This window comes from Campylobacter sp. MG1 (assembly GCF_026616895.1).
GTDB lineage: Bacteria > Campylobacterota > Campylobacteria > Campylobacterales > Campylobacteraceae > Campylobacter_E.
Window position 1 is genome coordinate 132,604 of the sequence record NZ_JANYME010000002.1, and the last position, 26,526, is coordinate 159,129.

The 26,526-nt window shown below is 26.1% G+C and carries 22 protein-coding genes, 1 tRNA gene and 2 pseudogenes; 10 read left to right on the top strand and 15 right to left on the bottom strand.

The window, feature by feature from the left end:
- The first annotated feature begins 58 nt into the window (after window positions 1-58).
- From NY022_RS02170 to NY022_RS02180, 3 genes are all read left to right on the top strand, one after another.
- Window positions 59-2,917 (top strand): AAA domain-containing protein, encoded by a 2,859-nt coding sequence (locus tag NY022_RS02170; RefSeq protein ID WP_267523358.1) that lies wholly within the window; start codon window positions 59-61, stop codon window positions 2,915-2,917.
- A complete protein-coding gene (locus tag NY022_RS02175; protein WP_267523359.1) occupies window positions 2,914-4,194 on the top strand; it encodes a phospholipase D-like domain-containing protein in 1,281 nt (426 codons plus the stop codon). The genes NY022_RS02170 and NY022_RS02175 overlap by 4 nt, the downstream gene beginning before the upstream one ends.
- Before the next feature lie 99 nt (window positions 4,195-4,293).
- The gene (locus NY022_RS02180) at window positions 4,294-5,094 is read left to right on the top strand and encodes a ferritin-like domain-containing protein (RefSeq protein WP_267523360.1); all 801 of its coding nucleotides are present in this window, start codon (window positions 4,294-4,296) and stop codon (window positions 5,092-5,094) included.
- A gap of 15 nt (window positions 5,095-5,109) precedes the next feature.
- Here NY022_RS02180 and NY022_RS02185 read toward each other — a convergent pair whose 3' ends face one another.
- The 6 genes and pseudogenes from NY022_RS02185 to nspC form a co-directional block, all read right to left on the bottom strand.
- On the bottom strand, window positions 5,110-6,606 hold the full coding sequence (locus NY022_RS02185) for an inorganic phosphate transporter (RefSeq protein ID WP_267523361.1): 1,497 nt from the start codon (window positions 6,604-6,606) through the stop codon (window positions 5,110-5,112).
- A 70-nt stretch (window positions 6,607-6,676) separates the two neighbouring features.
- Window positions 6,677-7,648 (bottom strand): annotated as a pseudogene (gene selD, locus NY022_RS02190) (selenide, water dikinase SelD); the annotation flags it as partial.
- A gap of 44 nt (window positions 7,649-7,692) precedes the next feature.
- Window positions 7,693-8,238 carry a sulfurtransferase-like selenium metabolism protein YedF gene (yedF, locus tag NY022_RS02195; RefSeq protein ID WP_267523362.1) on the bottom strand — a complete coding sequence of 182 codons (546 nt, stop codon included), beginning with the start codon at window positions 8,236-8,238 and terminating at the stop codon, window positions 7,693-7,695.
- Window positions 8,239-8,595: a winged helix-turn-helix domain-containing protein gene (locus NY022_RS02200; RefSeq protein WP_267523363.1), complete on the bottom strand. Its 357-nt coding sequence runs from the start codon at window positions 8,593-8,595 to the stop codon at window positions 8,239-8,241. It abuts the gene before it with no gap.
- Window positions 8,585-9,403, bottom strand: a pseudogene (locus NY022_RS02205) (formate dehydrogenase subunit gamma); the annotation flags it as partial. The pseudogene NY022_RS02205 and the gene NY022_RS02200, both read right to left, overlap by 11 nt.
- A gap of 107 nt (window positions 9,404-9,510) precedes the next feature.
- Window positions 9,511-10,671 carry a carboxynorspermidine decarboxylase gene (gene nspC, locus NY022_RS02210; protein ID WP_267523365.1) on the bottom strand — a complete coding sequence of 387 codons (1,161 nt, stop codon included), beginning with the start codon at window positions 10,669-10,671 and terminating at the stop codon, window positions 9,511-9,513.
- A gap of 81 nt (window positions 10,672-10,752) precedes the next feature.
- On the opposite strand from nspC, the gene NY022_RS02215 reads away from it, so the two are divergent.
- Genes NY022_RS02215 through NY022_RS02230 form a run of 4 tightly spaced genes read left to right on the top strand, consistent with a single transcriptional unit; the run spans window position 10,753 to window position 14,221 of the window.
- On the top strand, window positions 10,753-13,116 hold the full coding sequence (locus NY022_RS02215; RefSeq protein WP_267523366.1) for a putative bifunctional diguanylate cyclase/phosphodiesterase: 2,364 nt from the start codon (window positions 10,753-10,755) through the stop codon (window positions 13,114-13,116).
- Complete coding sequence (locus NY022_RS02220) at window positions 13,103-13,324, top strand: MoaD/ThiS family protein (RefSeq protein WP_267523367.1); 222 nt, start codon at window positions 13,103-13,105, stop codon at window positions 13,322-13,324. The genes NY022_RS02215 and NY022_RS02220 overlap by 14 nt, the downstream gene beginning before the upstream one ends.
- Window position 13,325: 1 nt before the next feature.
- Complete coding sequence (locus NY022_RS02225; RefSeq protein ID WP_267523368.1) at window positions 13,326-13,775, top strand: molybdopterin synthase catalytic subunit; 450 nt, start codon at window positions 13,326-13,328, stop codon at window positions 13,773-13,775.
- Window positions 13,772-14,221 (top strand): hypothetical protein, encoded by a 450-nt coding sequence (locus tag NY022_RS02230; protein WP_267523369.1) that lies wholly within the window; start codon window positions 13,772-13,774, stop codon window positions 14,219-14,221. Before NY022_RS02225 ends, NY022_RS02230 begins: the two co-directional genes overlap by 4 nt.
- Before the next feature lie 553 nt (window positions 14,222-14,774).
- On the opposite strand, the gene NY022_RS02235 is transcribed toward NY022_RS02230, so the two are convergent.
- From NY022_RS02235 to NY022_RS02245, 3 genes are all read right to left on the bottom strand, one after another.
- A complete protein-coding gene (locus NY022_RS02235; protein WP_267523370.1) occupies window positions 14,775-15,122 on the bottom strand; it encodes a putative quinol monooxygenase in 348 nt (115 codons plus the stop codon).
- A 226-nt stretch (window positions 15,123-15,348) separates the two neighbouring features.
- Entirely contained in the window at window positions 15,349-16,668 is a 1,320-nt protein-coding gene (locus tag NY022_RS02240; RefSeq protein WP_267523371.1) for a major outer membrane protein, read from the bottom strand.
- 351 nt (window positions 16,669-17,019) lie between these two features.
- Window positions 17,020-19,209: a molybdopterin-dependent oxidoreductase gene (locus NY022_RS02245; RefSeq protein ID WP_267523372.1), complete on the bottom strand. Its 2,190-nt coding sequence runs from the start codon at window positions 19,207-19,209 to the stop codon at window positions 17,020-17,022.
- A gap of 235 nt (window positions 19,210-19,444) precedes the next feature.
- Here NY022_RS02245 and NY022_RS02250 point away from each other — a divergent pair.
- A tRNA-Asn gene (locus tag NY022_RS02250) sits at window positions 19,445-19,519 on the top strand.
- Window positions 19,520-19,616: 97 nt separating this feature from the next.
- Window positions 19,617-20,372, top strand: a complete 756-nt coding sequence (locus NY022_RS02255; RefSeq protein WP_267523373.1) for a Fic family protein — start codon at window positions 19,617-19,619, stop codon at window positions 20,370-20,372.
- Window positions 20,373-20,401: 29 nt separating this feature from the next.
- Here the strand turns inward: NY022_RS02255 and dcuC (NY022_RS02260) are convergent, their stop codons facing one another.
- From dcuC (NY022_RS02260) to galU, 4 genes are all read right to left on the bottom strand, one after another.
- The gene (gene dcuC, locus NY022_RS02260) at window positions 20,402-21,079 is read right to left on the bottom strand and encodes a C4-dicarboxylate transporter DcuC (RefSeq protein WP_267523374.1); all 678 of its coding nucleotides are present in this window, start codon (window positions 21,077-21,079) and stop codon (window positions 20,402-20,404) included.
- Window positions 21,042-21,704: a C4-dicarboxylate transporter DcuC gene (gene dcuC, locus NY022_RS02265; RefSeq protein ID WP_267523375.1), complete on the bottom strand. Its 663-nt coding sequence runs from the start codon at window positions 21,702-21,704 to the stop codon at window positions 21,042-21,044. The genes dcuC (NY022_RS02260) and dcuC (NY022_RS02265) overlap by 38 nt, the downstream gene beginning before the upstream one ends.
- A 113-nt stretch (window positions 21,705-21,817) precedes the next feature.
- Window positions 21,818-23,020, bottom strand: coding sequence for a glucose-6-phosphate isomerase (locus tag NY022_RS02270; protein ID WP_267523376.1), 1,203 nt, complete (start codon window positions 23,018-23,020; stop codon window positions 21,818-21,820).
- Window positions 23,014-23,838: a UTP--glucose-1-phosphate uridylyltransferase GalU gene (gene galU, locus NY022_RS02275; protein ID WP_267523377.1), complete on the bottom strand. Its 825-nt coding sequence runs from the start codon at window positions 23,836-23,838 to the stop codon at window positions 23,014-23,016. Before galU ends, NY022_RS02270 begins: the two co-directional genes overlap by 7 nt.
- 76 nt (window positions 23,839-23,914) lie before the next feature.
- On the opposite strand from galU, the gene NY022_RS02280 reads away from it, so the two are divergent.
- Window positions 23,915-24,838 (top strand): glycosyltransferase family 2 protein, encoded by a 924-nt coding sequence (locus NY022_RS02280; RefSeq protein WP_267523378.1) that lies wholly within the window; start codon window positions 23,915-23,917, stop codon window positions 24,836-24,838.
- A 47-nt stretch (window positions 24,839-24,885) separates the two neighbouring features.
- Here the strand turns inward: NY022_RS02280 and NY022_RS02285 are convergent, their stop codons facing one another.
- Window positions 24,886-25,647, bottom strand: a complete 762-nt coding sequence (locus tag NY022_RS02285; protein WP_267523379.1) for an alpha-2,3-sialyltransferase — start codon at window positions 25,645-25,647, stop codon at window positions 24,886-24,888.
- Window positions 25,644-26,486, bottom strand: a complete 843-nt coding sequence (locus NY022_RS02290) for an alpha-2,3-sialyltransferase (RefSeq protein ID WP_267523380.1) — start codon at window positions 26,484-26,486, stop codon at window positions 25,644-25,646. The genes NY022_RS02285 and NY022_RS02290 overlap by 4 nt, the downstream gene beginning before the upstream one ends.
- Between the last annotated feature and the right edge of the window lie 40 nt (window positions 26,487-26,526).

Here is a 26,526-nt window from a genome sequence, read left to right on the forward strand (position 1 = left end):
TGGTATTGTACGAAATTTAGTATATTGTTAATTTGTTAAAATATTTTAAGGATTTGTAATGGAAGAAATTTATGGATATTTAATAAAAGAAAATTTAGGTGATAATAAATTATTAGTTAGCAAGAACTCAAGTGATTTTTTTGCTTATATTTTAGAAAAAAACGAGAATAATCCCCACATAGGAAGTCTTGCTTATGAATTATGCAATATTGAATGCGATGGACTGATTAAATGTGAATTTTATGAAGATAAGAATAATTATTATTTTATAACAGATTTGTATGAAACTATAAATAATACATTTTTAGAGGATTATGCTATTAGAAATTATGTATTAACAAGACAAAATCTAATTAAGTTTTTAAATGTGTTTATAAAACTTGAAAGTTTAGGATTAGATTATTTTATGAGCAATAAAATCTATATAAAAGAAGGCAGATTGTATTTAGATTTTTTATGTAACAAATTTTTAAATAACAATGTATATGAAAATAATCTTGAGGTTTTTAAAGTTATTTCAAAAAAATATTTTTCTATAAATACAGATATTTATAAAGATTTTTATGAAGTAAAAGAAGATTTATTAAAGCAAAATTCAACTTTTATTAAAAAATACGAAATTAATTTTTCAAAAAAAGTAATTGATAGCTATAAAGATTTTATGGATAAACAAAATAAGTGTATAATGGAATATAAGCTATTACATAATCTGCAAAGTTATATAAATAAAAATAAACCTTATTTTTTATTAAGTATTGATAAACAAAATAGAGAAGAAATCAAAATAGCTTTAGGTGAATATGTGTTTTGTTGTAGTACAAAAAATAATAATTATTTATATTGCTTTAATATTATGTTTGATAATCAAGTAAAACTTGATGAGGTTTATAAAAAAGGGCTATTTAAATCTAGCGTTGAATTTATAGCTACAATAGATACAGAACACCTTCATTCTAACTTTACTCTTTTAGATTCTTTATACAACGAACTTCAAAATCATAATTCAAATTCTGGGATAAAATCAAGTGTAAAATCTATCAAAATGGAAGAGGATTTATTAAAAGCTGAAAATGAGTTTATTCAAAGCAAAAAATTAACTCAAATAGGCACAATTGATAGCATTTCAAATAATAAAGTTTGCTTTTTGATAGATGATTTTGAGAAACATTTTAAACAAAATCAAAAGGTTATCATTAAAAAATTAAACAATTCTCAAAATGATGATGAAATAAAAGGAGTTGTAGAAAAATTCAAAAGTTCTAAAGGTTTACTCGATATAAACCTTGAAGATGAGTATCAAGGAATTAATTTAAAAAAAATTGATAAAAATCAAGTACCTATTAAATACAGCATTAACTATGATTATCAAGCAGAAGAAATTGTATTTAAGAAAAAAGAAAGAGCCTTAGACGAACTTAAAAAAAGTAATGTTTATATAAATAATTTAGCAAATAAATTATGTGATCCTGATATTAGCTTTAAACAAAGTGAAATAATTCAAATTGATAGATTTTTTAATAAAGATTTAGATGAAAATCAGCAACTTGCTGTTAAAAAAGCTTTAAGTTTACAAGATGGTAGTGAGATTTTACTAATCCAAGGACCTCCAGGCACAGGCAAAACTACTACAATTGTTGAAATCTTAAAACATTATTTAAAGCTTCATCCAAATTATAAAATGCTTATAACCTCTCAAAGCAATCAAGCTGTGGATAATGTGCTAGAAAAGATTTGCAAAGATGAACCAAAAATCTTAAGAATAGGCAATGATGAAAACAAAATGAGTGAAATTGCAAGAAGTTTTACTCCAAATAAAGTTATCAATGCCTTAGTTAATAAAAATTTAAAAGATTTAAAGGAGAATAAACTAGAAGGTTATGAAAATTATCAAGCAAATTTTGAACAAACTCTTCAAACTATTACTTCAAAAAGTGTTAAAAATACAGATACTGAAAAATTTTTTATAAAAAATATAAAATTAATTTTTGGCACACTTATTGGAATATCATCGTGGAGCAATTTTAGAGAAATTGTTTTTGATTTAGTTATTGTTGATGAGGCTGGAAGGGCAACTTTGAGTGAATTGTTAGTTCCTTGTATAAAAGCTAGAAAAATTATTTTCGTAGGAGATCATAAACAACTAGCACCGATAATTGATGATGATGTAGCAAATAATTTAGAGGAATATTCAAAAGAGGAGGTTGTTACATCTTTATTTGAGCAAATTTATGAAAGCAATACTAAATTTCCTAATTTAAAACATAGACTTACTTATAATTATAGAGCACATGAGAGCATTTGCAATCTATATAGTAATGTGTTTTATGAAGGAGAATTAAAAACTAAAAAAGAATTAAACGAATTAAAACAGCATAATATTCCATTTTATAAAACAAATGCGATTTGGCTTAATACAAGTAGGCTAAAAGATAGGGCTGATGAGCAAAAAGGCACTGGTAAAATTAATCGTTGCAATGCAAAAGTAATTTTAAAAGAATTAGAGGACTTGTTAGAGCATTGTAAACAAAATAATCTAAGCATAGGAATAATAACTCCTTATAAAGACCAAAAGCATTATCTAGATATTAGTTTAAAAAATATTGTAAAAGCATTTAAAGATGAAAAACTAGAAATTGATATAGGCACGGTTGATAGTTTTCAAGGAAGTGATAGGGATATTATTATTTATGATTGTGTTAGATCGGGTGATGGTAAAAAATCAAAAATTGATTTTATAGCAGATGAAAAAAGACTAAATGTATCGTTATCAAGGTCAAAAAAATTGCTTTTAATTGTTGGAGATATTGAATTTTTATACAAATCAAGTACAAATAAAGGCATAAATCCATTTAAAGAAATCATTGAATATATGGATAAAAACAATTATGAGATAAGAACGCTAGGAGAAAGAATATGAAAATTGATTTAGATTTAATTCAGCATAAATTTGCGTATTTTGGTGAGGATAAAAACTATGAGCTTTATGATATAAAGTATGTTTTTTATCCTGTTTATAAATGCGTAGCTAATTGTATTTTTAAAGAAAGTGAAGAATTAACTAGAATAGAGAGTGAAATTTTAAAGATTTTAAAAATTTTAAAAGAAAATCATTTAGCTAATTTAAAATCAATAACATGCCTTGATAAAGATGTGCTAAATACGATTTTAGCTGAGCTTACTTTTAAGGGATATTTAGATGAATTTTTAACCTTAAGCAATAAAGCAAAAGATTATTTAAATGATATAAAAAGTAAAAAAATAACCGAAAAAGATTTATGTTTAGTTTTTGATGGCGTTTTAGGAGATATTTTGGAAGTTAGCGAAAGCGATATTAGGCTTGAAAATAAAATTCAAAAAGATACGATTGAAATTATGCCTAAAAATAAATCAAGACCAAGAAATGAATGTTTAAACGAAATTTTTAAAGATGATAAGACTTTAAAGCAAAATATTTTTGAAAGCTTAAAAAGTTTTGGTGGTGTTTTAGATGGAGAAATTTATCAAATTAATGAGCTAAATAGTATAGGTAAATTTTATCAAAAACATTTATGTTGCTTTTACAAAAATCAAGAAAGTGAAGAAAAAATCATAGCTTTATCAATACAAAGTGATGAATTAAAAGCTGATGAAAACATTTCAAGAATGTTTGATGAACTGATTGATCAAAAAAATTTTAATGTTCGTGAAAATCAAGCAAGTAAAGAAAATAGCGAGAAATTTCAAAAATATACATCAAGCATTAATTTTGAAGAAGGCTTAATGATAGATGAATGTTCTCATGGAAAATATCTAAAATATAGTTTAAATAATGCTAAAAAAGATATTTACATTCAAAGCCCTTGGGTAAGAGCCGTTGTTTTAAAAGAGTATTTAAATGATTTTAAAAACGCATTATCAAAAGGTGTAAATATCCATATAAAATATGGTATAGAAAAACGTAATAGACATGATAAAGAATCTATTGATAATGAGGGGCTAACAATTTTTAATGAGCTTATCCAAGAATATAAAAACTTTAAAATCTATCAAGATAATTCTCATGAAAAAATTTTAATTTGTGATGATGATTATATTATCACTGGTAGTTTTAATTGGCTTAGTTATAAGCATAATGATGGCAATGAAAGAAAAGAAAGCTCAATGATTTCAAAAAATAAAGATAGCATTATTCAAAAAATAAAAGAATTTAAATAGTTTTTATTTAAATTCTTTTTAATAATCTTTGGTAAAACTATGTTTTTATCAAAGATTTTATAAAATAAAAAATCGCATTTATAAGCTTTAAGGACTAATATGAAAGATTATTCGCATACTTTATTTGATGTTTTAAGCGAGAGTGATTATGCTAAAAAATTAGCTAAATTTGATGATTTTTACGATGATTTTTTAAGCAATAACTTAGCTTATAATGAATACGAGCCTTTAGTTTTAGAAGAGCCAAGTTATGCAAAAAGCCTTGAGATTATTCACCCAACAAGGATTAAAAGACCAAAAGAACTAAGTTCTGATAATGCTTTAGCAAAGACCTTACACCAAATAGCTCATATTGAGTATTCAGCAATTGACCTTGCATTAGATGCTGCATATAGATTTTATCATACCGGTGGGCTTTTGTTTGCGAGTGATTTTTTAGAAATAGCTAAAGAAGAATGCTTACACTTTAGTCTATTAAACGACGCTTTAAATGAGCTAGGATATAAATACGGAGATTTTGGGGTGCATACTAATTTATTTGACGCTATGAGAGCTACTAATTCTAGTTTTAAGGTTAGAATGGGGGTCGTGCATAGGCATTTAGAAGCTTGTGGGCTTGATGCTAATCCTTTTGTGGTTAAAAAAATAAGCAGCACAAAACACCAAATAAAATCAAAATTATTAGAAGTTTTAAAAATCATCTTGCACGATGAAATAAGCCATGTAAATAAAGGCGATAGATGGTATAAAAACGCAGGTGGGACAAATGAGAATTTTTGTGATTTACTCTTAGAATACAAACACCTAATAAGACCTATTAAAAATATGAATGAAAACGCTAGAATTATGGCTGGATATACCCAAGATGAATTAGATGAAATAAAAAAGAATTTTAGATAATAAAATTATCTAAAATTAAAATAAATAAACTAATATAGCCAAAATAAACGATGATATTAAAGCACTAGCAGGTAGAGTTATCATCCAAGCAAGTCCTATTGGTTTCATCATTTTCCAGTTAGCATTTTTATTAAATACACCTATTCCTAAGACAGCACCTATTAAAATATGAGTTGAACTAATTGGAATTCCTAATTGAGTGGCTAATAATATAACAATAGCTGATGAAATTTCTGCACTAAAGCCAGTAGTTGGCTTAATCTCTGTTAAGTTCTTACCTACTGTTTTTATTACACTTTTACCTAAAAACCAAAGTCCAGCAACTAAAGCTATCCCGAATACTAGCATCACAATAGTAGGAACAGGTGAAGTAGGATTTACAGCATTTGTATGTAATATATCTAAAATTGCAACAAATGGTCCAACCGCATTTGAAATATCATTTGCCCCATGCGAGAATGCAAATGTACAAGCGGTAAAAATTTGAAACCATGAAAAGATACGATTTACTGCTTTTTTTGGTTCACCTTTTTTCATAATATTAATTATCCCAGCACAAACAATATAAGCACTCACACAAATTAACAAAATAATTACACTAACACTAAAAGTAGTAAGCCCTGTATTTACGTTATTTAATGCTTTAAAAAATAACATAGATGAAATTACAAAGGCTATTAAACAAGCTAAGATAGGTATTCTTGAGCTTAATAATTTTGACACATTAACATCTTTTTCTTTTTTGTTAAATTCCTTCATTTTTAACGCATAATCGCCTTTATCATTTAACAAAATACCATATAACTCACTATATTGCTTAGATTTTTCACTTTGCATAAATTCATCAATATAATCTTTTTTATAATTTTCTTTATCTTTTTTAATTTGTTTTAACTCTATAGTTTTTTGTTTAGTTGGCACTACTATAAATTTAAAGATTAAAGAATAAACAAAATAACTAAGCAATCCTCCTAAAACTGGTGATATAAACCAACTTGCAACAATAGTTCCTATTCCACTCCAACTAATCTCACTAGAATTACCATTGCTAACAAATCCAAGTGTAATAGCAGCACCTACTATCCCACCTACAATAGAATGAGTTGAACTAACTGGCAAAGATTTATAAGTAGCTATAAATATCCAAATAGAAGCAGCACCTAAAGCACTCATCATAACATATGCAAATAATATAGGATTTATATTATCTTTTACACTAACAATACCACTTCTAATAGTAGCAGTTACCTCAGCACCAGCAAAAAATGCCCCACTAAATTCAAATATAGCAGCTATTATTAAAGCTTGTCTTATACTAAGAGTTTTAGCACCAACACTGGTTCCAAATGCATTAGCAACATCATTTGCACCTATATTAAATGCTAAAAATATTCCAAAAATCGTAGCTATGGTAAAAAATAAATAACTATTGGTATTAGAATAACCCCAAAACAAAAATCCTATACATACTATAGAAAATAAAAATAATATAACAATATTTTCTCTTGACATTAATTACCTTTTTAAAATTCCCTAATTATAAAATGTTTTATGCAAATAAACATTACAATCATAAAATAATTTAATAAATACTAATTTTACTATCATTCCTAGCAACAACTTTTGCAAATGAATAAGAAGTTGTACCTAAACTATTTAAAATATCTAAAATTTTATCTACATCGCTCTCCTTAACACTTAAAATAAGACCTCCACTAGTTTCTGGTGAATAAAAAACTAAATCATCATCAATATATGATCTAACCATATTTTTTAAACTATCTTTATTATTGTAACTAACAGCACCAAAAAGTCCTAAATTTGCATATTCAAAAGTATTTTTATAAAATTTTACAGCAGAACTATCAACTTCTATAGAAATATCATCATTTAACATTTCGCTTAAATGACCTATCAAGCCAAATCCAGTAATATCTGTACAAGCATTTATTTTAATATCTTTTAAAGCATTTATTGCTTTTAAATTTAAAGTTTTCATACCATTTATTACTTCACTAAAATCATCATTAAAATTTGCTTTTATAGCCATAGCGCTAAGACTTGTGCCAAGTGGTTTTGTAGCTATTAAAACATCGTTAATCTTCGCTGTATTATTACTCAAAAAATCATTTTTTCCAACAACACCAGTAACGCTAAGCCCTAAAAATACTTCACTAGAATTTAAAGTATGTCCACCAGCACAAATAGCCCCACTTTCTATAATCTTGTCATTAAGACCTAATAACATATCCTTAAGCATATCTCTTGGCAAACACTCACTAAATCCAACAATATTCATAGCACTAATAGCTCTAGCACCCATAGCAAAAATATCGCTTAAAGAATTAGCTGCCGCTATACACGCATAATCATAAGGATTATCAACTATAGGTGCAATAAAATCAAGTGTTTGAACTATCGCAATATTATTCAAATTATCATTAACAACTCTAGGAAAATCTATTACACAAGCATCCTCATTACTAACTTGTGAACTTAAAATAAATTCATTCTTGGCTATGACGCTTAAGGCTTCGTGAAGGTCAGCCTGACCTAGCTTAGCACCTCAGCCAGCATGTTTACTAAGCTGTGTTAATTTCATAGACTTATTATCTTTGTATCAAACAATGTATCAATTATTTCAACTGCGTTTGAGCTTCTACCAATTTTAGGACTTTGTGAAAAATAATTAAGACAATTCGCACAACACATAATATCAACACCTATATTTTGCAATTCTTTTAAAGCATTATGTGCTGGATGGTTTTCATCACAAGCGATAAAAATAGCATCATTTACCAATACTACTTTTGAAATTTTTCTTTCTTTTAAAGCAGTTAAAAAACCTATAACAAGCATACCACCTAACTCGCCATCTCCTATTTTTTGACTTTTTAAAAACACCCCTTCGCTTTGTTTTTTATCAACATCACCAGCTTTAATCTCGCTTTTTGTTAGCGTAAAAACATAGCCATCGTTTTTATAATTTTGATTAAGTGAAGTTAGTAATCTTTTTATATTTTCTAATGCAGCATTATTATCAACAACAATAACAACTTCTTCACCATTTTCTAAACTTAAAAGAGTTTTTTTTGTTTCAATTACAGGTATTGGACAAGCCTTGCCACTAAAATCTAATCTCATTTATTCTCCTTTATCAAATAAATTTCTTAATAGCTCATTGTATCGTTTTTGCATAAATTCATTTAATTCTTTTTCTAATAATTCATAATTTTTCATAAATTCTAAAGCCTTAGGGCTAAGAATAGTTCCGCTATCTTTACTAGCTCCTTTTTTGCTAATAAATATATCTCCACCTAAAAATTTTTCTGTGCTAGTTTTCTTAGTCCAAGCCTTTTTATAACTCATATGAAGTTGTTTTGAGCTCTCATTAATTGAGCCAAATTTTTCTATGGCTTTTAATATCTCATAATTACCTTTTCCAAAAATTTCGCCGTCTTCTTCTAACCAGAATTTGATTTTAGGTGTTTTATTTTTCATAGCTATAACTCGGTGTTATTTTTCCATTTTTTGTAAGTTCTTTATACCAATAAGAATGCAAAATATATACTTCTTCTTCTTCTTTATATCCTGTTATCATTGCGTGAATTGAGCCTTTGATAGCAAATACAGCCATATATAAATGCACGAAAAACATAGCAGCACAAACAATGCCTAAGATATTATGAACTATTGCACTAAGTCTTAAAATATTAATATGACTAATTCCTAACATATTTTGTAAAAATTCGCTTTGAAAATCTAAAAAGAACATAAACGCACCAGTAATTATCATAATAGCTCCACCAAAAACGGCTATGTAATACCACATTTTTTGACCGAAATTATATTTTCCCGCCGGAACAGGTCTTTTAACCTTGCTTAAATATCCACCTACTATCATAAGCCATTTTATATCATAACTAGCAGGCAACATTCTCTTAATCCAGCAAAAAAACATAGGAATAATTGAGATAAAAAATAAAATAGTAGCAACTCCGTGAAGATTTTTGCAAAGTCTAACAAATACTCCACCACCAAAATAATGACCATTCATAATAATTAAGCCTGTTGGAATTAATATAATCCAAGCAAGTGCAGCAATGAAATGAAAACCACGCTCAAATAATGAAAAGGCATATATTTTTTTGCCTTCGTGACTAAATGTTTTAGGTCCTATTACCATATAATGTAATGAAAACGCACAAAGCACTGCAATTAAGACAATTAAAGCAAGTGAAGCAATATAACTTGATGCTAATATTGTCCATAAATGCCCTAACTCATATTGTGTGATATTTGTAACCCTTCCGCTCGTGGTTAAATCACTGGCATTTAAATTTAACAATAAACATATAAAATACAAAAAATATCTCATAATAAATCCTTAAAAAATTTAAATTTATCAAAATAATTTTAATTTCTCCTTGAATAGTCATTAAAATTAAATTCTTTTTGACTTTTAATGCTACCATCTTCACCAACATAAATTAAACTTGGTAATTTTACTCCGTTAAAAGTTGTATTTTTTACTATTGTGTAATGAATTTGGTCGCAAAATATTATCTTATCTCCTATATTTAGTTCTTGATTAAACTCATATTCACCCATAATATCTCCTGCAAGGCAAGAATTACCTGTTAAAAGATAGCTATTTTTAGTGCTTTTAGTCTCTGCTAATTCATCACGACTTGCTAGGATTTTTGCATTTTTTACTTCGCTAGTGTAAGGCATAATGATAGTATCAGGCATATGAGCTTCAGCACAAATATCTAAAATTGCTATTTTTTTCTCATTTTCAACAATATCTAAAACACTAGCTATTAAATCCCCCGTTTGCCAACCAATAGCTTCTCCTGGCTCAAGGTATATTTCAAGATTATATTTTGATTTAATAGCTTTTAAGAATTGAATTAATTCTTCTACTTTATAGCCTTTTTTTGTGATATGATGACCGCCACCAAAATTAATCCATTTTAATGGGTGTTTTGCTAGATATGGTTTTAAGAAATTATCTTCAAATACTTTAAAGACTTTTTCTAAACTCTCAAAACTCTCTTCGCATAAAGCGTGAAAATGTAGCCCATCAACTATTATTTCGCTATCCAATAAATCCTTTGCTTTAATGCCAAGCCTTGAGAATTTGCCGCAAGGATTATAAATTTCTTTTGGAGCTACTGAAAACTCTAAATTACAGCGAATTCCTAAAGATTGATTTTTATAATTTTTATGATTTATAACTTTTTTATATTCATTCAATGAATTAACCACTATATGATGACTAAGATTTAATATTTCTTCTAAATCGTCATTGCTAAATGCTGGTGCGTAAGTGTGGATTTCTTTATCTACAAATTCTTTAGCAAATTTTGCTTCCCACAACCCACTGCAAGTGCAACCTTTTAAGTAATTTTTAATTAAAGGCATAGCAGCACTAAATGCAAATCCTTTTAAAGCTAATAAGACTTTAACTCCACTTTCTTCTTGAATTTTTTTAAAGATTTCAAGGTTATTTTTTAGTTTGCTTTCGTAGCAAATGTAAGCTGGTGTTTTAATATTCTTAATGCTGTGATTCATATCAACCCTCTTTAATATAATAAGCCTGTTAATAAATTCGCTATATTATATACAAAAATTTACATAATGAATAGGTAATTAATGAAAGAAAGAACGTCTATATTAGAAGAGTCAGTAAAAAACATATTAATTTATGCGATGATATTTTTCATCATTATGGCTATTATAGGAGTTTTTGTAGTAAAAAATAATTATAATGATGAGATTGCACAACTAGAAGAAAAATATAAAGAACAAATAAATTTATCATCTAATAAATATATTCAAGAAGAAATTGATAATATAAAAAAATACCTAGATGATGGATTTTCATATCTTGAAAATAGTGCTAAGGAATTTATAGATAGCAACTACAATTTTGCATATAACTATTATCACAGTAGCAATAATAAAGATGAAGCATTAGATTTTTTAATAAAAAACACTAAATATCCAATAAAATATAAAATTTATAATGGGATTGACCCAGAATATCAATATTATACTAAATATATGGAATTAGATAATGGTAAAATGCTAAAAATCAATATAGATGAACAAAAGTATAAAGAAACTCAAAGAAAAGTTGCATTAGAAAATATTAAAAATTTACACAACATACATTTATCAAATTTTGATGCTAAAGAAATTGATGATGATTTTACATTTTTAGATAACGAATCTTGGTACTGCGTATATGAAAATAATATTTATACTTGTTATGACAAAAACTGGTGGATAAAAATAGAATTTAGTGCTAAAACATCAGCATTAGAAGATTCTTTAATAAAAGCTAAAAGCGACAGATTTTTATTTTTTATAAAGCAAAGTATATACATAAGTATCGCTATGTTATTTGGTTATTTATTACTTTACTTATACACTCTAAAGAAAAGAAAAGAAGTAAAAGAGCAAATTGAAATAGCAACAAATCATTTTGACGATGCACTTAATACTCAAATAGCTAATTTTAATAAACTAAAATCAATTAACACTGATTTTACATATAAAGAATTTAGAACTTTAAGCTACGCTTTACTTAGATTTATTAGAAAAATTAAGGCAAAAGATAGCCACTTGAAAAAACAAGCTTACATAGATAATATTACAGGTCTTATGAATATGGTAAGTGTATATGAAAGCCTAAAATTATATAACAAAAAACAAGGTAAAGTTTTATTATTTTGTTTTTTAAATATTGCATCATTTAGAGCTTACAACTCTATGTATGGTAGAAATTTTGGTGATGAAATTCTCAAATTAGTTGGATTTAGGCTATATTCAATTATGAAAAATATACCTGTAAACGATGATGAGCATACAGAAAGTAATAGATATAAAAATAATGATAAATATTTATTTATTCAAAATAATGAAACTTTTGAATGCTTAGCTAGAATTAGTGCTGATGAATTCTTATTAGTAACAGAAGTTAATGAAAATGAAGACTTTTACAAAATTGCTAAAAGCTACCAACAAAAACTTATAAGCAAAAATATAAAAATAAATTCAAATGATGAAAATATAAGCTATGAGCCATTTAAAATAAATGCTAGAATAGGATATTGCGTATATCCTAATGATAGTGATAATATATTAGAGTGTATAGGAAATGCCGATTTAGCAATAGAAAATGATAAAGCGACTGGAGATAATGTAGTATTTGGTTATACTAAAGAAATAGGAGAACAAAACGAAGCTGATTTAAAATTACAGCAAGATATTAGAAATGGTATTGTAAATAAAGAATTCTTATTATATTATCAGCCAAAAGTTGATTGTCAAAGTGGCAAAATAATAGGGGCTGAAGCTCTAGTTAGATGGCAAAAAGGAGATAAATTAATATTTCCTGACCAATTTATAGGACTTTGTGAAAAAAGTAATTTAATTATTACTTTAGGTAATGAAATTATAAAAATGGCTTGTGATGCTCAAAGAAGATGGATACAACAGGGTTTAAAACTAAAACTAAGTATAAATTTAAGCACAAAACAACTATTAAATGAAAATATAATTAATACAATAGAAAAAAATATGCAAGGGATAGATCCTAGTTTATTAGAATTTGAAATTACTGAAAGCTTTTCAATAGAAAACGCTGCTAGTAAAGGTATCATTGATAAAATCAAAAAACTTAATGTAGGCTTATCAATGGATGATTTTGGTAAAGGATATAGCTCATTATCATATTTAAATAATAAAGATTTAGATTTTGATGTTGTAAAAATTGATAAATGTTTCATACAAAATATTGACAAAAATGAAAGAAATAAAAAATTAGTTGCATTTATTGTAAAAATGATTAAATCATTAAACAAACGCTCAGTGGCTGAAGGTGTTGAAAATGAAGAAATACTAACATTTTTACAATCTTTAGGATGTGATGAATATCAAGGATATTATTTTAGTAAGCCAGTACCTGAAAAAATACTATTAGAAAGGGTTTATAACAATGCCAAAAATTAATTTTTTAGGTCCTATTAATAAGGATAGCATAACAATAAAAGCACAAAATTTAGAAGAAATAAAAAGTATATTAAATAAAGATAGTGACTTAAAAGAATGGTTAAAAATAAGTGCTATTGCTGTTAATGATACAATAATAAGTGATATAAATATGCAATTAAAAGATGATGATATTGTAAGTATATTGCCACCAGTTTGTGGGGGTTAATATGCAAAACTTTAAAATATTTAATAATGCTCTTGATGAAAAAGCTTTATATAGTGAATTTTGTGGAATTTGCAAAGAGTTAAATTATGGAGCATTTTTAAGTTTTAGCGGGATAATTAGAGCAGAAGGCAATATTAGCGGTCTTAGTTTTGATATATATGAGCCAATTTTAAAAAAATGGTTTGATGATTGGTGTGAGAAAACTAGGAATTTAAATATTAGACTATTTTTTGCACACGCAAAAGGAGATGTATTAGTAGGTGAATGCTCTTATTTTGCTGGGATTGCAAGTTCGCATAGAAAAAACGGCTTAGATATATTTGCTAAGTTTATTGAAGATTTTAAGCAAAATGCACCTATTTGGAAATATGATTTGATTGATAATCAAAGAATTTATGCTAAAGATAGAAGTTTTAAATTACCGAATGCAGGGATAATGAGTATTAAATGAAAAAAATACTTTCATTTATAGAATTAATTATAGCGTGTTTGATTTTAGCAATATTATTCATTTTGATATATACAAAATTAGATGAAAGCAAAAGCAATGTAGAAATTTCAAAAGCGGCACAAAATATGGCGACTTTGATTAAAGAAATTAATGAATATTATATAAATTATGGAAAAATCATAGAAATTCAATTAATGACAAAAACAAGCCTTGACAAATATGGCTGGTTTTTCGTAAAGTCTAATCAATGCTTACATATTAGTACTGAAGATGAATTTTTAATAATAGAAAAAACACAAAATCCAGAAGGTTTATGTGCTAAATTTTTAAATTACGATGCTGTTAAATCATTATTGATAGGAAAAGATAGCACTAAAAAAGATGCTAATATGACGAATATAAACGAAAATAACAAAATATATATTAAAATAGGCGAACACAAATAAACGCCTATTTTTAATAAATTAATTTTTTAAAAATTTAAAACATTTTTTACATAAATATACCCTAAATAATAACTTTTTTATTACTTTATTTTAATTTGTCATTAAATATATATTATTCAAATTATTAAATTTATTATCTCATTTATTGTTAAGTATATTAACCTTTATACTATACACATTTTTAATCATAACATTTTTAATATTATGATTAACCCTGTTAAATACAATAGTATTTTTTAGGCATGTAACTAAATTACTTATAAAAATACCTTGTTACATATTAGCTACTAAAAATTATTATAACTGGATTTATTTTAGTAATAAGCTAATAAAAAAACATTCTCATTAATATTGTAAATTTAATATCCCTTTTTGTTTTTTAAATAATATATTTATTATTCAAATTTTCTTAAAATAATCATCATTAAAATATGCAAAATCAAGTGCAAAATTACTAAGCAAAATTTTAATTATGTGATTTTTTTCATATAACTTATTTTAAAAAATATTCAAATAAATAAAGTTTTTAATAAAAACTAGCACAAATATATAATTATTGTCTTTTAAAAATTGCTTTAAAATTTTTATCACTTAATTGATAAGAATCAAGCAACTCAAGAGATTTTACCATATGCAATGTGCCTTTTTTATATTTTTGAAAATGCTCGGAATTAATATGCTTATTATAAGATTCTTGATCTTTATAAATTTCTAAAATATTAATTATATTATTATTTTTTACAAGCATCATTGGATAAATAGATATTACACCCTTTTCTTTTTCAATTGAAGCTTCAGCAACTTCTTTTGCAATAACAAGGTATTCATCAAGATACTCTGGATAAACTTCAACAACAGAAATTCTAACCAACATTTTATTATTAATATTATCATCAACCATAGATATTAAAAGAAAATAATGAAAAAATTAAAGCTAATATTTTTTTCATTTTTTAACCTTTCAATTTTTTTGACTTCAAATGACAAAGTATATAATTTAAAAATAATTTTAGAATTAATGAATAAAATACCTAAGCTAAAGACTGAGAAAAGGATACTTCATTTTACATTTTACAAAATTTCTCAGCCTTTAGCTAGAGTGCTAGGCATAAAGCCTAGCATAAGGATTAGAATGTATATTTTGCTTCAAGTCTGATTTGTTTTTCAGTATCTTTTGTGTTACCTTCTTTGCCTTCAACAGTTGTTTTTCTTTTACCATAAGCATAGAATGATGAGAACTCTAATTTATCACTATATTTATATGATAGTCTTGGGGTAACTTCAAATAATTTATCTTTACCATTTACTTTATCAGATACTGCGAATTTGTTTTTACCATAAACTAAATCTACACCAAATCTTACATCAGCATAAGTATAGCCTAGTGTTAAGAATACGAAATCTTTTTTACCATAACCTAATTGATAATCACTCATTACGATTTCACCAACATTGATTAATTGTCCTTCATCTTCAATTGTATTTACAGTAAATTTATCTTTTTTACCATAAGCTACATAACCTAGGTTAAAGTCAGCACCAAATGCATCAAATCCAGCTTCAATACCATAGAAATTACCATTAGCAACTGGGCTTTCATCTACGCCTATTAATTCTTTAAATTCACCTTTTTTCAAGCTATTACCAGCATATTGAGCGTGAATTCTATAAGCAAAATCATCTTTATCACCTAAGTTAGCTGCAAAATCAACTGCATAGAATGTTCCAATTTTATTCATATAAGCAACCCATACTTGAAAATCAACTGGAGCAAAGCTACCGATTGCAGCAACACCGTATAGGTTTCTACCTAATAAATCAACTTTTGCTTTTGGATTCTTTTGAATCATTCCTAATAAACTATCTTCTTGTTTTTTACCATCTTTATCATAATATCTAACTTCATTTGCAGCATATAAATCACCATCAGCATTGTAGTTATCAAATACATAAGCAGCTAAAGTTAGACCTTCAATGCTGTTATTTACTACTTTAATACCGTTTGCAAATAAATCATCTGTCCAAATTGAACCGATTGTTTGTCTACCGATATTAAATGTTGTATCAAAGTTTGTATAGCTTAGGTAAGCATTTGTTACTTTAAATGTATTATTTACATTTGCATTAGCTGTTTCGCCATAGCCATCTTCTTGAGTATTTGAATATTCAAAAGTAGTATGAGCTTTAAAATTATCAGCGATATCAGCTTGGAAATTTAAAACAGCTTTATATCTGTGAGCTTGTTTAGCATTACCATCATTATCGTAAGTTGTTACTGAACCAGCTTTAGTTGTTTCAACGCTTTTATCTCTTAGCGTATCATATCTATATCTTAAGTAACCTGATAAATCAACATTTTGAATAGCTTCGTCTAATGCAACAGCGTTAGCAAAAGAAAAAGAACCTGCAGCTACAACAGCAGCTAAACTTAATTTAACTAATTTCATTTTTTCTCCTTTTTTCTTAAAAATGTCAAAGTATTTTACCCCCCCCCTACCTTAAAATAAACTTAAAGTTGCTGAATATTTAACAAGATTATTTTAAGCTAATAATTATTTCAAATTTATATACAAAAGTAATAATTTATATAAGTATTATTTTATGGGGTTTTAAGATGATAAATTATTATAAAAATTCAAGCTATAAATATAAAATTTTTTAAAACATATTATCAAAATTAATATAATTTTAATTACTTTTAATAAATAAATTTATAAAATATTTAATAAATATTAAAATATTTTTAATCAAATATAGCTAACATAATTTAATTTTTTTGTTAGCTAATGTAAATGATATTAATAATCTATGATAGTAGCCTTATCGTAGCAATCTTTAAATTTAATTAAATCATCATTAAATTTTTCAATATCAACCTTGCAAGTATGCCCTATATTACTATGTGATAAATTTGAACTAGGTTTTGAACTCGTTAAAACATTGACATTACCATTAATGCATAGTGATTTTTTCGTATAATCTAATGGTTGCCACCACGCTCCTTCGCACACAATAATGGTATTTTCTTTTACATCATCGCTAATTCTAGCCCCACATAAAATCTCACCCCTATCATTAAAAATCCTTACTATATCATTATTTTTTATACCCTTAGCCTTGGCTAAATTTGAATGTATTAGCACTGGTTCAAGTTCGCTTACACTATCTCTTATAATAGAATTATCTAATTGAGAATGAAGTCTATAAGCACTATGCGGAGTGCTAAGGTGTAGTGAAAATTTATTTTTCATCTCATCGCTTGGGTCGTATTTTGCTGTTTCGTTATTAATGCAAATATTCATTTTGTTAAGTTTGCTAAATCTAGTAAATGGCGGTAATTCTTTTAAACCTTTAATTTTTATAAATGATTTTTCAAAAAACTCATCAAAACTAGGTAAATTTATATTCTCTTTAGCGTAATTATCGCTTAAATCATTATATATTATTTTCATAAGGTCTAATTCATCTAAATCTTTACAAAATTCATAAGATTTGTTAAATTTCTTAGCAATTTCTTTGCAAATTTGAAAATCACTTTTATAATTTGTATTTTGAAAAGGCTTTAATGCAAAAATTATTTCTTTATTAGAACTTTGCTCTATATCATAACGCTCACCTTCAATCGCCACTGGTAACACTATATCGCTAAGCTTTGCTTGAGAAGTCCAAAAAGGCTCTAAAGTAATAATACACTCGGCTTTATTCCATGCTTTTATACTCTCATTTACATTAGGCTGTCTTGTAAAATATGACCCACTTGCATTGATTAAAAGCTTAATTTCTGGGTATTTTAATAATTTATTATCATAATAAATTTCTTTGTTTGGATTAAGCAAGGCATCATTTAGCCTTGAACTAGGGATATAATAGTTTTGTCCTTTGACTTCGCCTAAAATTGTATTTAAATTCTTTAGACTTTTTGTATTTTTTGCACTCTCGCCCTTACAACCACTACATAGATTAAATTCAATCCCTAAACCGTTTTTACCGATATATCCTAACATAGCTGCAAGACTTGAAAGGGCTAGATAATTATACTCGCCGTTGTGTTGCCTTTGTATAGCTCTACCTGATATGATTTTGCTAGGATTTTTTGCAAGTTTATTTGTAAAATCAAGCAAATCATCATAAGAAACGCCACAAATTTCACTAGCCCACACTAAATCTTTAATAATGCCATCTTTTTTACCTAAAAAATAATCTTTAAATTCGCTAAAGCCATTTACCTTATTATTTATAAAATCTTTATCATATAAATCATTTATGTAAAGATAATGACAAATGCCTATAATCATTGCTGCGTCGGTGTTAGAATTAATCAAAATTGTCTTAGCATTTAATTTTTTAGCACTTTCATTTATATGAGTATCAATAAAAATAATCTCAATATCACTTCGTTTTGATAATTCATAAAAGTATTTTTCATGCTCGTGCATAGGGATATCATGCGAAATTTTGCTAGTAACCAGTGGATTTGCACCCCAAAATACAACTAATTTTGCATATTTGATAATCTCTTTTAAATCAGTTGGACGAGAATATACATTTTCGCCAAAAATGTGTGGGATAATAACAATTCCAGCACCAGTAGAATAATCTCCTAATTCAAAAACTCCACCACCTAAGACATTGATTAAGCGTTGCACACAGGCTCTACCCCAACTAATCTTACCAACACCACCCCACTCGTAGCTTTCAGCATAAATACTACTAGAGCCGTATTTTTCATAATATTTTTTAAGATTATTTGATACTAAATTTATGGCTTCATCCCAAGTAATTTCTATGAATTCATCACTACCCCTAACACCAGTCCCATCTAAAAAACCTTTTCTAACACAAGGATTTTTAATTCTTGTAGCATGGTCTATCCTACTTAAATAATTATGTATTAAATTTGTGGGTGCTTCATCGTATTCAAATGGAACTATATTTTCATTTTCTAACCAAAATGCCCCTACTCTACTTGGTATTAAGTGCCTTATCATAAATAATCCTTAAAATATTTTATGTAAATATATCCCAAAATTATGAAAAAACAAAAATTTAAATAATGAATTTTTATAAATATAAATTAATAAAAATATAAAAATAAACAATGAAAAATTAATATTTGCATACAAAATAAAAAATATACTAAAAATTTAATTTTTTTTAAAAAAAATCTTGACAAATAAAATTTTCTTGGCTATTATTACGCTTTTAATTTACAACTTACTTGATTCCGGATTAGCTCAGCGGTAGAGTAGGCGGCTGTTAACCGCTTGGTCGTAGGTTCGAATCCTACATCCGGAGCCACTTTTTTATCTATCACAACATAAAAATAACTAAATAAATAATACTATTTTGTATACTAAATATAAAAAATCAAACCTCTATAAAGGCACAAATAGTAATGCAAATCATAAATAAAGATTACATTGAAATAGGTATAGGGCTTAGTTTAGTAGATAATCTAAAACCTTCAGATTACTTTTATGAAACACTAAAAATAGCAAAAACATACAAAGAATTAGAAGATAGCATTAAAATGTATTATAAAGACAAAAAACTTGATATTAAACAAACAGGTGAAAAAGAATGCGATTTAGTAGCTATAAATGTAGCTAAATATTTAGAAGAAGACACTTTTGAATTAAATTTAACTACTTTAAAAACTATACATAAAAACATATTTAAAAATGCTTTTTCGCAAGGACTTGAAAAATATGTTGGGGTTTTTAGAAATGTAAATATCACTAAAAATGAAAAGGTTTTAGGTGGTGATAAAAGCGTAGAATATGTTGATTTTAATGAGATAAATAATACTCTTAACTATGATTTTAATATAGAAAAAAAATATAAAGAAAAACAAATATTACACATAGCTAAATTTATAAGTAATATTTGGCAAATTCACCCATTTCGTGAAGGCAACACTAGAACAATAGCCGTTTTTACAATAAAATACTTAAAAAATAAAGGTATTAATGCTAATAATGATATTTTTAAAAATCATTCAAAATATTTTAGAGATGCTTTAGTTTTAGCTAATTATGAAAACATAAAAGAAAATATAAAAGCTGATTTTTCATATTTAGAAAGTTTTTTTAATAAATTTATAATTGATAAAAATATAGAACTGAAACGATTTGATTTTATAAAAAAATAATATTAAATTATAAGGCATAAAAATATGCCTTATAGTGTGATTAAAATATATAAAATAGATGCTATAACTGTAGGAATTGCATTTCTTTTTGCAAGTTCAATCGGATTTACTTTTGCATATCCTGCGCAAATAATTGCTGCACCAGCAATAGGACTCATACTTCGTCCAAGCCCTGCAACAGCAGTAATAGCTGAACCTAAATGCATAGGGTCAATTCCAAAATCATTAGAGTGTATAGTAACTGCTTGATTAAAACTTAGAGCAGCAGCATCACCACTTCCTGTAATTAATGCTAAAATAAATGTTCCTACCGAACCAGCAAATGTCGCTATTTGCGGATTTTGTTTCATAATTTCAACCAAATTTGATACAAAACCAATAGCATTAAGACCTGCTACAAATATCAATGCACAAGTAATAATCCCATAAACATGTGAAAATCCCTCACCCATACCAGCAAAAAATTTCTTAACTATATCACCAGCTTTTATATCTTTATAACATGTCAAAAATGCTATAAAAGAACCTATAATCATTGCGTGAGATATTGCTATTTTTGGTAATTTTGCGTTGAAAGTTTCGTTATAAAATGATTGAAAATTTGAATTATTTACTATTAAAAGTATAGCTACTGGAATAATAGGGACGATAGCTTTTATTAAATTTACTTTAAAGTCTGCACCCCCCCCCAATAAGAGTTTCGTCATTGTATCCTTTATATTCTTTTAAATAAAATGCCACTGCCATTAATAATAATGCACATACAAGACCTGACATACCAAAATATATTGCTTCGTAATGTATCACATCCATTACACTCTTACCACTTACTTCACTTACGATTATTGTTTGAGCATAACCTGGATTTAAATTTGCACTTCCATAAGTTCCTAAAAATACTGTACTAGCAGCCATTGCAGGATGAACTCCCATTCTCATTAAAAGTGGTATTATAATAGCACCAACAGCTGCTGAACACCCACTAGAACTTGTGATTGAAATATTAATAAATGCAGTAATCAAAACAGCACCTGGCACTAAAAATATACCTGCGTGTTTTAAAAATTTTGATAAAGAATGCACCAAATGTTTATCACATTCAGTTAATTTTAAAACATAAGCAAAACCCATTGATGCTACTATTGGTTCAATTACTTTTGCATTTTTAATAGCTTTAGTAAAAGCTTCAAATGCGTCCATAGGACTACCAGCGATTATGCATAAAATCGCACCACAACTAAACAAAACCATTCTTGATTCATATTTTTTGATAAGTAAAATTATCATAAAAATTACTACAAGAATACCTAAGATATTTTGTAAAATATCCATAAAACCTCCGTAAATAGTGAATTTGTAAATAAATTTACGATATGAATTATAAATAAAAATAATAAAATTTTATTAAAAATAAAATAATTTTTATAAATATAAATTTATAAAAATTATTTTTTTAGAAGCATTTTTAAATGTATTTTTGCACTTTCAACGCCAGGTTGATTGTAAGTATTTATACCCATCATAAGTCCACATGCACTAACTAATAATTCATAATAGTATATTAAATATCCGATATTGTAAGCATTTACCTCATCTAATGTAATTTCGCTAGCATCTATTTTTTCAGCAACTATTGCATTTAAGCAAGACTTAGCTTGATTAAATAAAAGCTCATCTAAAGTATATCCTATACTAATATTTTCAAGCGTTTCAAAACCTTGCAAATGCGGTATTTTATAAGAATTATTATTAGGTTTTATTCTAATAAATTGAACAAATTTATCCTTTGGTCCTTCCATAATTAATTGCAAAAACGAATGCTGGTCTTTTGAACCTATTAGGCTTATTGGAGTTAAACCAACGCGTTTATATTCTTTAAATTTACCCAAACTTTCAGCCACAAGTTGAACAAACCATTCATTAAAATAGCGTAATTCTTCACAATAAGTAAATAAAACATAATTTTTATTTATCATTTTAGTAGTAAGAGTATATGCTAAATTTAAAATATGCTCACTTATATTCTCATCTTCTAAACAGGCTCTAGCCCCATTCATAATCTCTAAAACATCTATACCAGCAAAATATAAAGGGACAATTCCAATAGCACTCAACACAGAAAATCTACCACTAACATTAGAATTTATAAGGAAATTTTTTATATTATTTTCAATGCTAAATTTATATAATTCAGTATCTTTCATACAAATAGTTACAAAATACTTATGTAAATCATTTAAATTTATATTAAAGCATTCAACTAAAATACGAAAATAACTTATACTTTCTACAGTATTACCAGACTTTGATGCAAGAATAAAAAGTGTTTTTTCTAAATTTATTTTTTTAATAATTTTATTTAAATTAATAGTTGAAATATTATCCAAAAAATCAATATTTTCACATTGTAAAAAATTACTAATCGCCTTAGTGCCTAAACTAGAGCCACCTACTCCGATTACTATAAAATAATTTTTATTTTCAAAATGTTTTTTACAAGTTTTTAATTCTTTTAATAAATTATCAAATTCAAGTGGTAAATGATAAAACCCGACTTCACCGCTTTGTTTTTCTTCATTCATTCTTTTTGCGTATGAATTTATAGTATCTAATGAATTTGGTTCAAAATATTCATTAAATTCTAGCATTTGTAATCTCTTTCATAAAAGTATTTAGTCGCCTCAAAAAAACCTTCTACACTACCACAATCAAATCTAAGACCACTAAATACTAATCCTATACATCTACCTTCTTTTGCTTGAGTATTAAGAGCATCAGTAATTTGAATTTCTCCACCACGACCAGGTTTGGTATTGTCTAAAATATCAAAAATATCAGGGGTTAGAATATATCTTCCAATAATTGCTAGATTTGTTTTTGCGTCTTTTGGGTCTGGTTTTTCAACCATATCTGTGATTTTGTAAATATTATCTTCTAATTTTACGCCTTCAATAATCCCATATTTTTTAGTATCTTTATTTGGAACTTCCATAAGTGCAACAATACTGCAACGATATTTTTCATATGCTTTTACCATTTGGCTCATTACACCACAAGCATCATTTACACACAAGTCATCTGCTAAAATTACCCCAAAAGGTTCATTACTAACCATATTTTTAGCACAATTTATCGCATCACCTAATCCATTCATTTTTCTTTGCCTAGTAAATGTGAAGTTACATACTTCCATTTGTCTACGAACATCATCAAGTAATTTTTCTTTTTCACTGCCTTTTATTGCGTCTTCAATCTCATAAGATATATCAAAATAATCTTCTAAAGCTCTTTTTGTTCTGCCTGTAATAATACCTATATTTACTAGCCCTGCTTCAATAGCTTCTTCCATAGCATAGTGGATTAATGGCTTATCTAAAATAGGTAGCATTTCTTTAGGTAAAGTTTTTGTTGCAGGTAAAAATCTAGTTCCATAACCTGCTGCTGGAAATATGCAAGTTTTTATCATCTTTCTTCCTTTTTGCTAATAAATATTAAAAAAGTTTAGCAATAATGCGTTAATTTATATTTACATAAGGATTTTTATGCCATTAATATCAATAATCCTACCAACTTATAATGTTGAAAAATATATTACAAGAGCACTTGAAAGCTGCATAAATCAAACTTTAAAAGATATAGAAATAATAGTAGTAGATGATAAAGGTCAAGATAAAAGCATTGATATTGCATACGAATATGCAAATAAAGATAGTAGGATAAAAATTATTCATAATAAAGAAAATTTAAAATTACTCCATGCAAGAGCTGAAGGGGTAAAGGTAGCTACAAGCGATTTAATTATGTTTTTAGACCCAGATGATGAATTAGAGCTTGATGCTTGTGAGATTGCTTATCGCGCAATGGTTGACGGGGGGGGGCAAAACACAATAGATATGGTAATTTTTAATAGCAAAGTTATACGTAAAGATGGAATTTATAATTTGTTTAATATAAGCACTAATAAAAAATATATAAATATTGATGAATATAGAGAATGTTTTATTGATTTGAAATGGAATGTATGGAATAAACTATATAAAAAAAAGTACTACCTAAATGCAATCGATAAAATTAATAAAACTAATTATAAAGGAAATATGGCTGAGGATGCCTTGCTAACATATTTTATAACTTATGAATATCAAAATAAAATATTATTATTAAATGAAAAGTTATACAAATATTATACGAATGATATTTCAATAACTAACACAACTGATTTTTATAAAATAACGGAAAATATACAATCATTTGAAAAAATTTTAAAAATTATAAAACAAAATAATAAAGATGATTTTACAAAAAAATATTTTTATTACATTAATAAAGAATATATTATATATTCATTGTCGTTTTATAGAAAATACCATTTTAAAAATTTGTTTTTCTTTTACAAGTATTTAAGTTTTAAAATTAATAAAAAGCTATTAAAACTAAAATTAATTATTGAGTTAATTAAAAAATAATATAAATTTATAACACAAATTATTATAGAAAAAATTAAAAAATAATGTTAATACAATTTAAATTTTTTAATTATTTTCTTTAATTTTGATGTATATTTTTTTACTAAATTACTTTTATCAATTATTATATCATTTATATAATTATATTTATTTTCACATAATATTTGTTCGTCATTTAAAATATCTAGCTTTTTAAACATGTTATTTTCAATAAATTTTAAATCTATATCTGGACTATGATTATTTGAGAAAACTACATTGTTATATATTATATTATTAATATTACTATTTTTGTCATATCCTATATGCTGTTTACTTGTTTTATAAGCAAAATCCATACCAATAAAATATATATTTTTATACCCTAAAGATTTTCCAAGCAACATTAATAAAATACCAGAAGTTGGACGCAATTTATCATATTCATCTAATAAGCAAATTTCTTTCAATATTTTATGTTCTAATAATTCTCTTAATATTAAAACAAATGGCATTTTATTTTTAAAATAATTTAAATCAAAATTACAATCCCAATTTTGATTAATATAATTAAGACAAATATGCTCTATATTATATTCATTTTTTTTAGTAATCTCATGGATAGTTTTTAATTGAGAGTAAATAACCATTGGATTAAACATAACAAGTTTTATATTTTTTCCTAAATAATACTTATCTTCACAATAAAACTGATTACATCTAAAAACGTCATAGTCCTGTGGCAATGAGCTTAAATCTATATTTTTTAAACTTGGCCCATTTCCAACTACTATTAAATTCTCGCTATCTCTTTTAAAATTACTTATCACCTTAATTTACCTCCATTATTACAGTATTTTTTACTCAATGTTTTTTTTAACTTATTTCTTATTTTTTTAAATATATTTATTTTTTTATTAGTAAAATCGTATTTTGAAACAATAATATCATTTATATAATTATTTTGTTTTTGTATTGCAAGTTTATTGTGTGCAGAGTTGAGATTCGGTGCTTTTTGTAAAGTTATTTGATGGTTATAATATTTTGTAAAAAAATTCATTGTTTCCATATCTATATTTTTTGAATGGCATTTTTCAACAACCATATTTTTATTGTAAATTAGTTTATGCATACCTCCATCCATTGGTATATTATAGCAATATGCATTATTTATTTGATTTGTTTCATAAAAATCAATACCTGTATAATATATATTTTTGTATCCAAATATTATACCTAATGCAATTAGGTATATTCCGGACGTAACGTTCATTTTTTCCCATTCTTCTATGTTACTTAAGTATCTAAAAAGTATTTTGTCTTTTTGTAAAATTTCATCTAATATTATTAGATATGGATGTCTCTTAAATAATGTATTCAAATCAAAATTTATTTTTAGTTTGTTTGGTATACCCAAACATACATATTCAACTCTATATTCATTATTTTTTTCAAGTTGATATAGTGTTTCCAATTGAGAATATATAACAGAAGGGTTAAACATTACTAATTTTATATTTTTTCCTAAATAATACTTATCTTCACAATAAAACTGATTACACCTAAATACATCATATTCTTTTGGCATTGAATTTAAGTCTATGTTTTTGAGACTAGGTCCATTTCCCGCTACAATTAAATTATCGCTGTCTCTTTTAAAATCAATCATAAATTAAATCCTTTTATAATTTATGATATATTATAATATT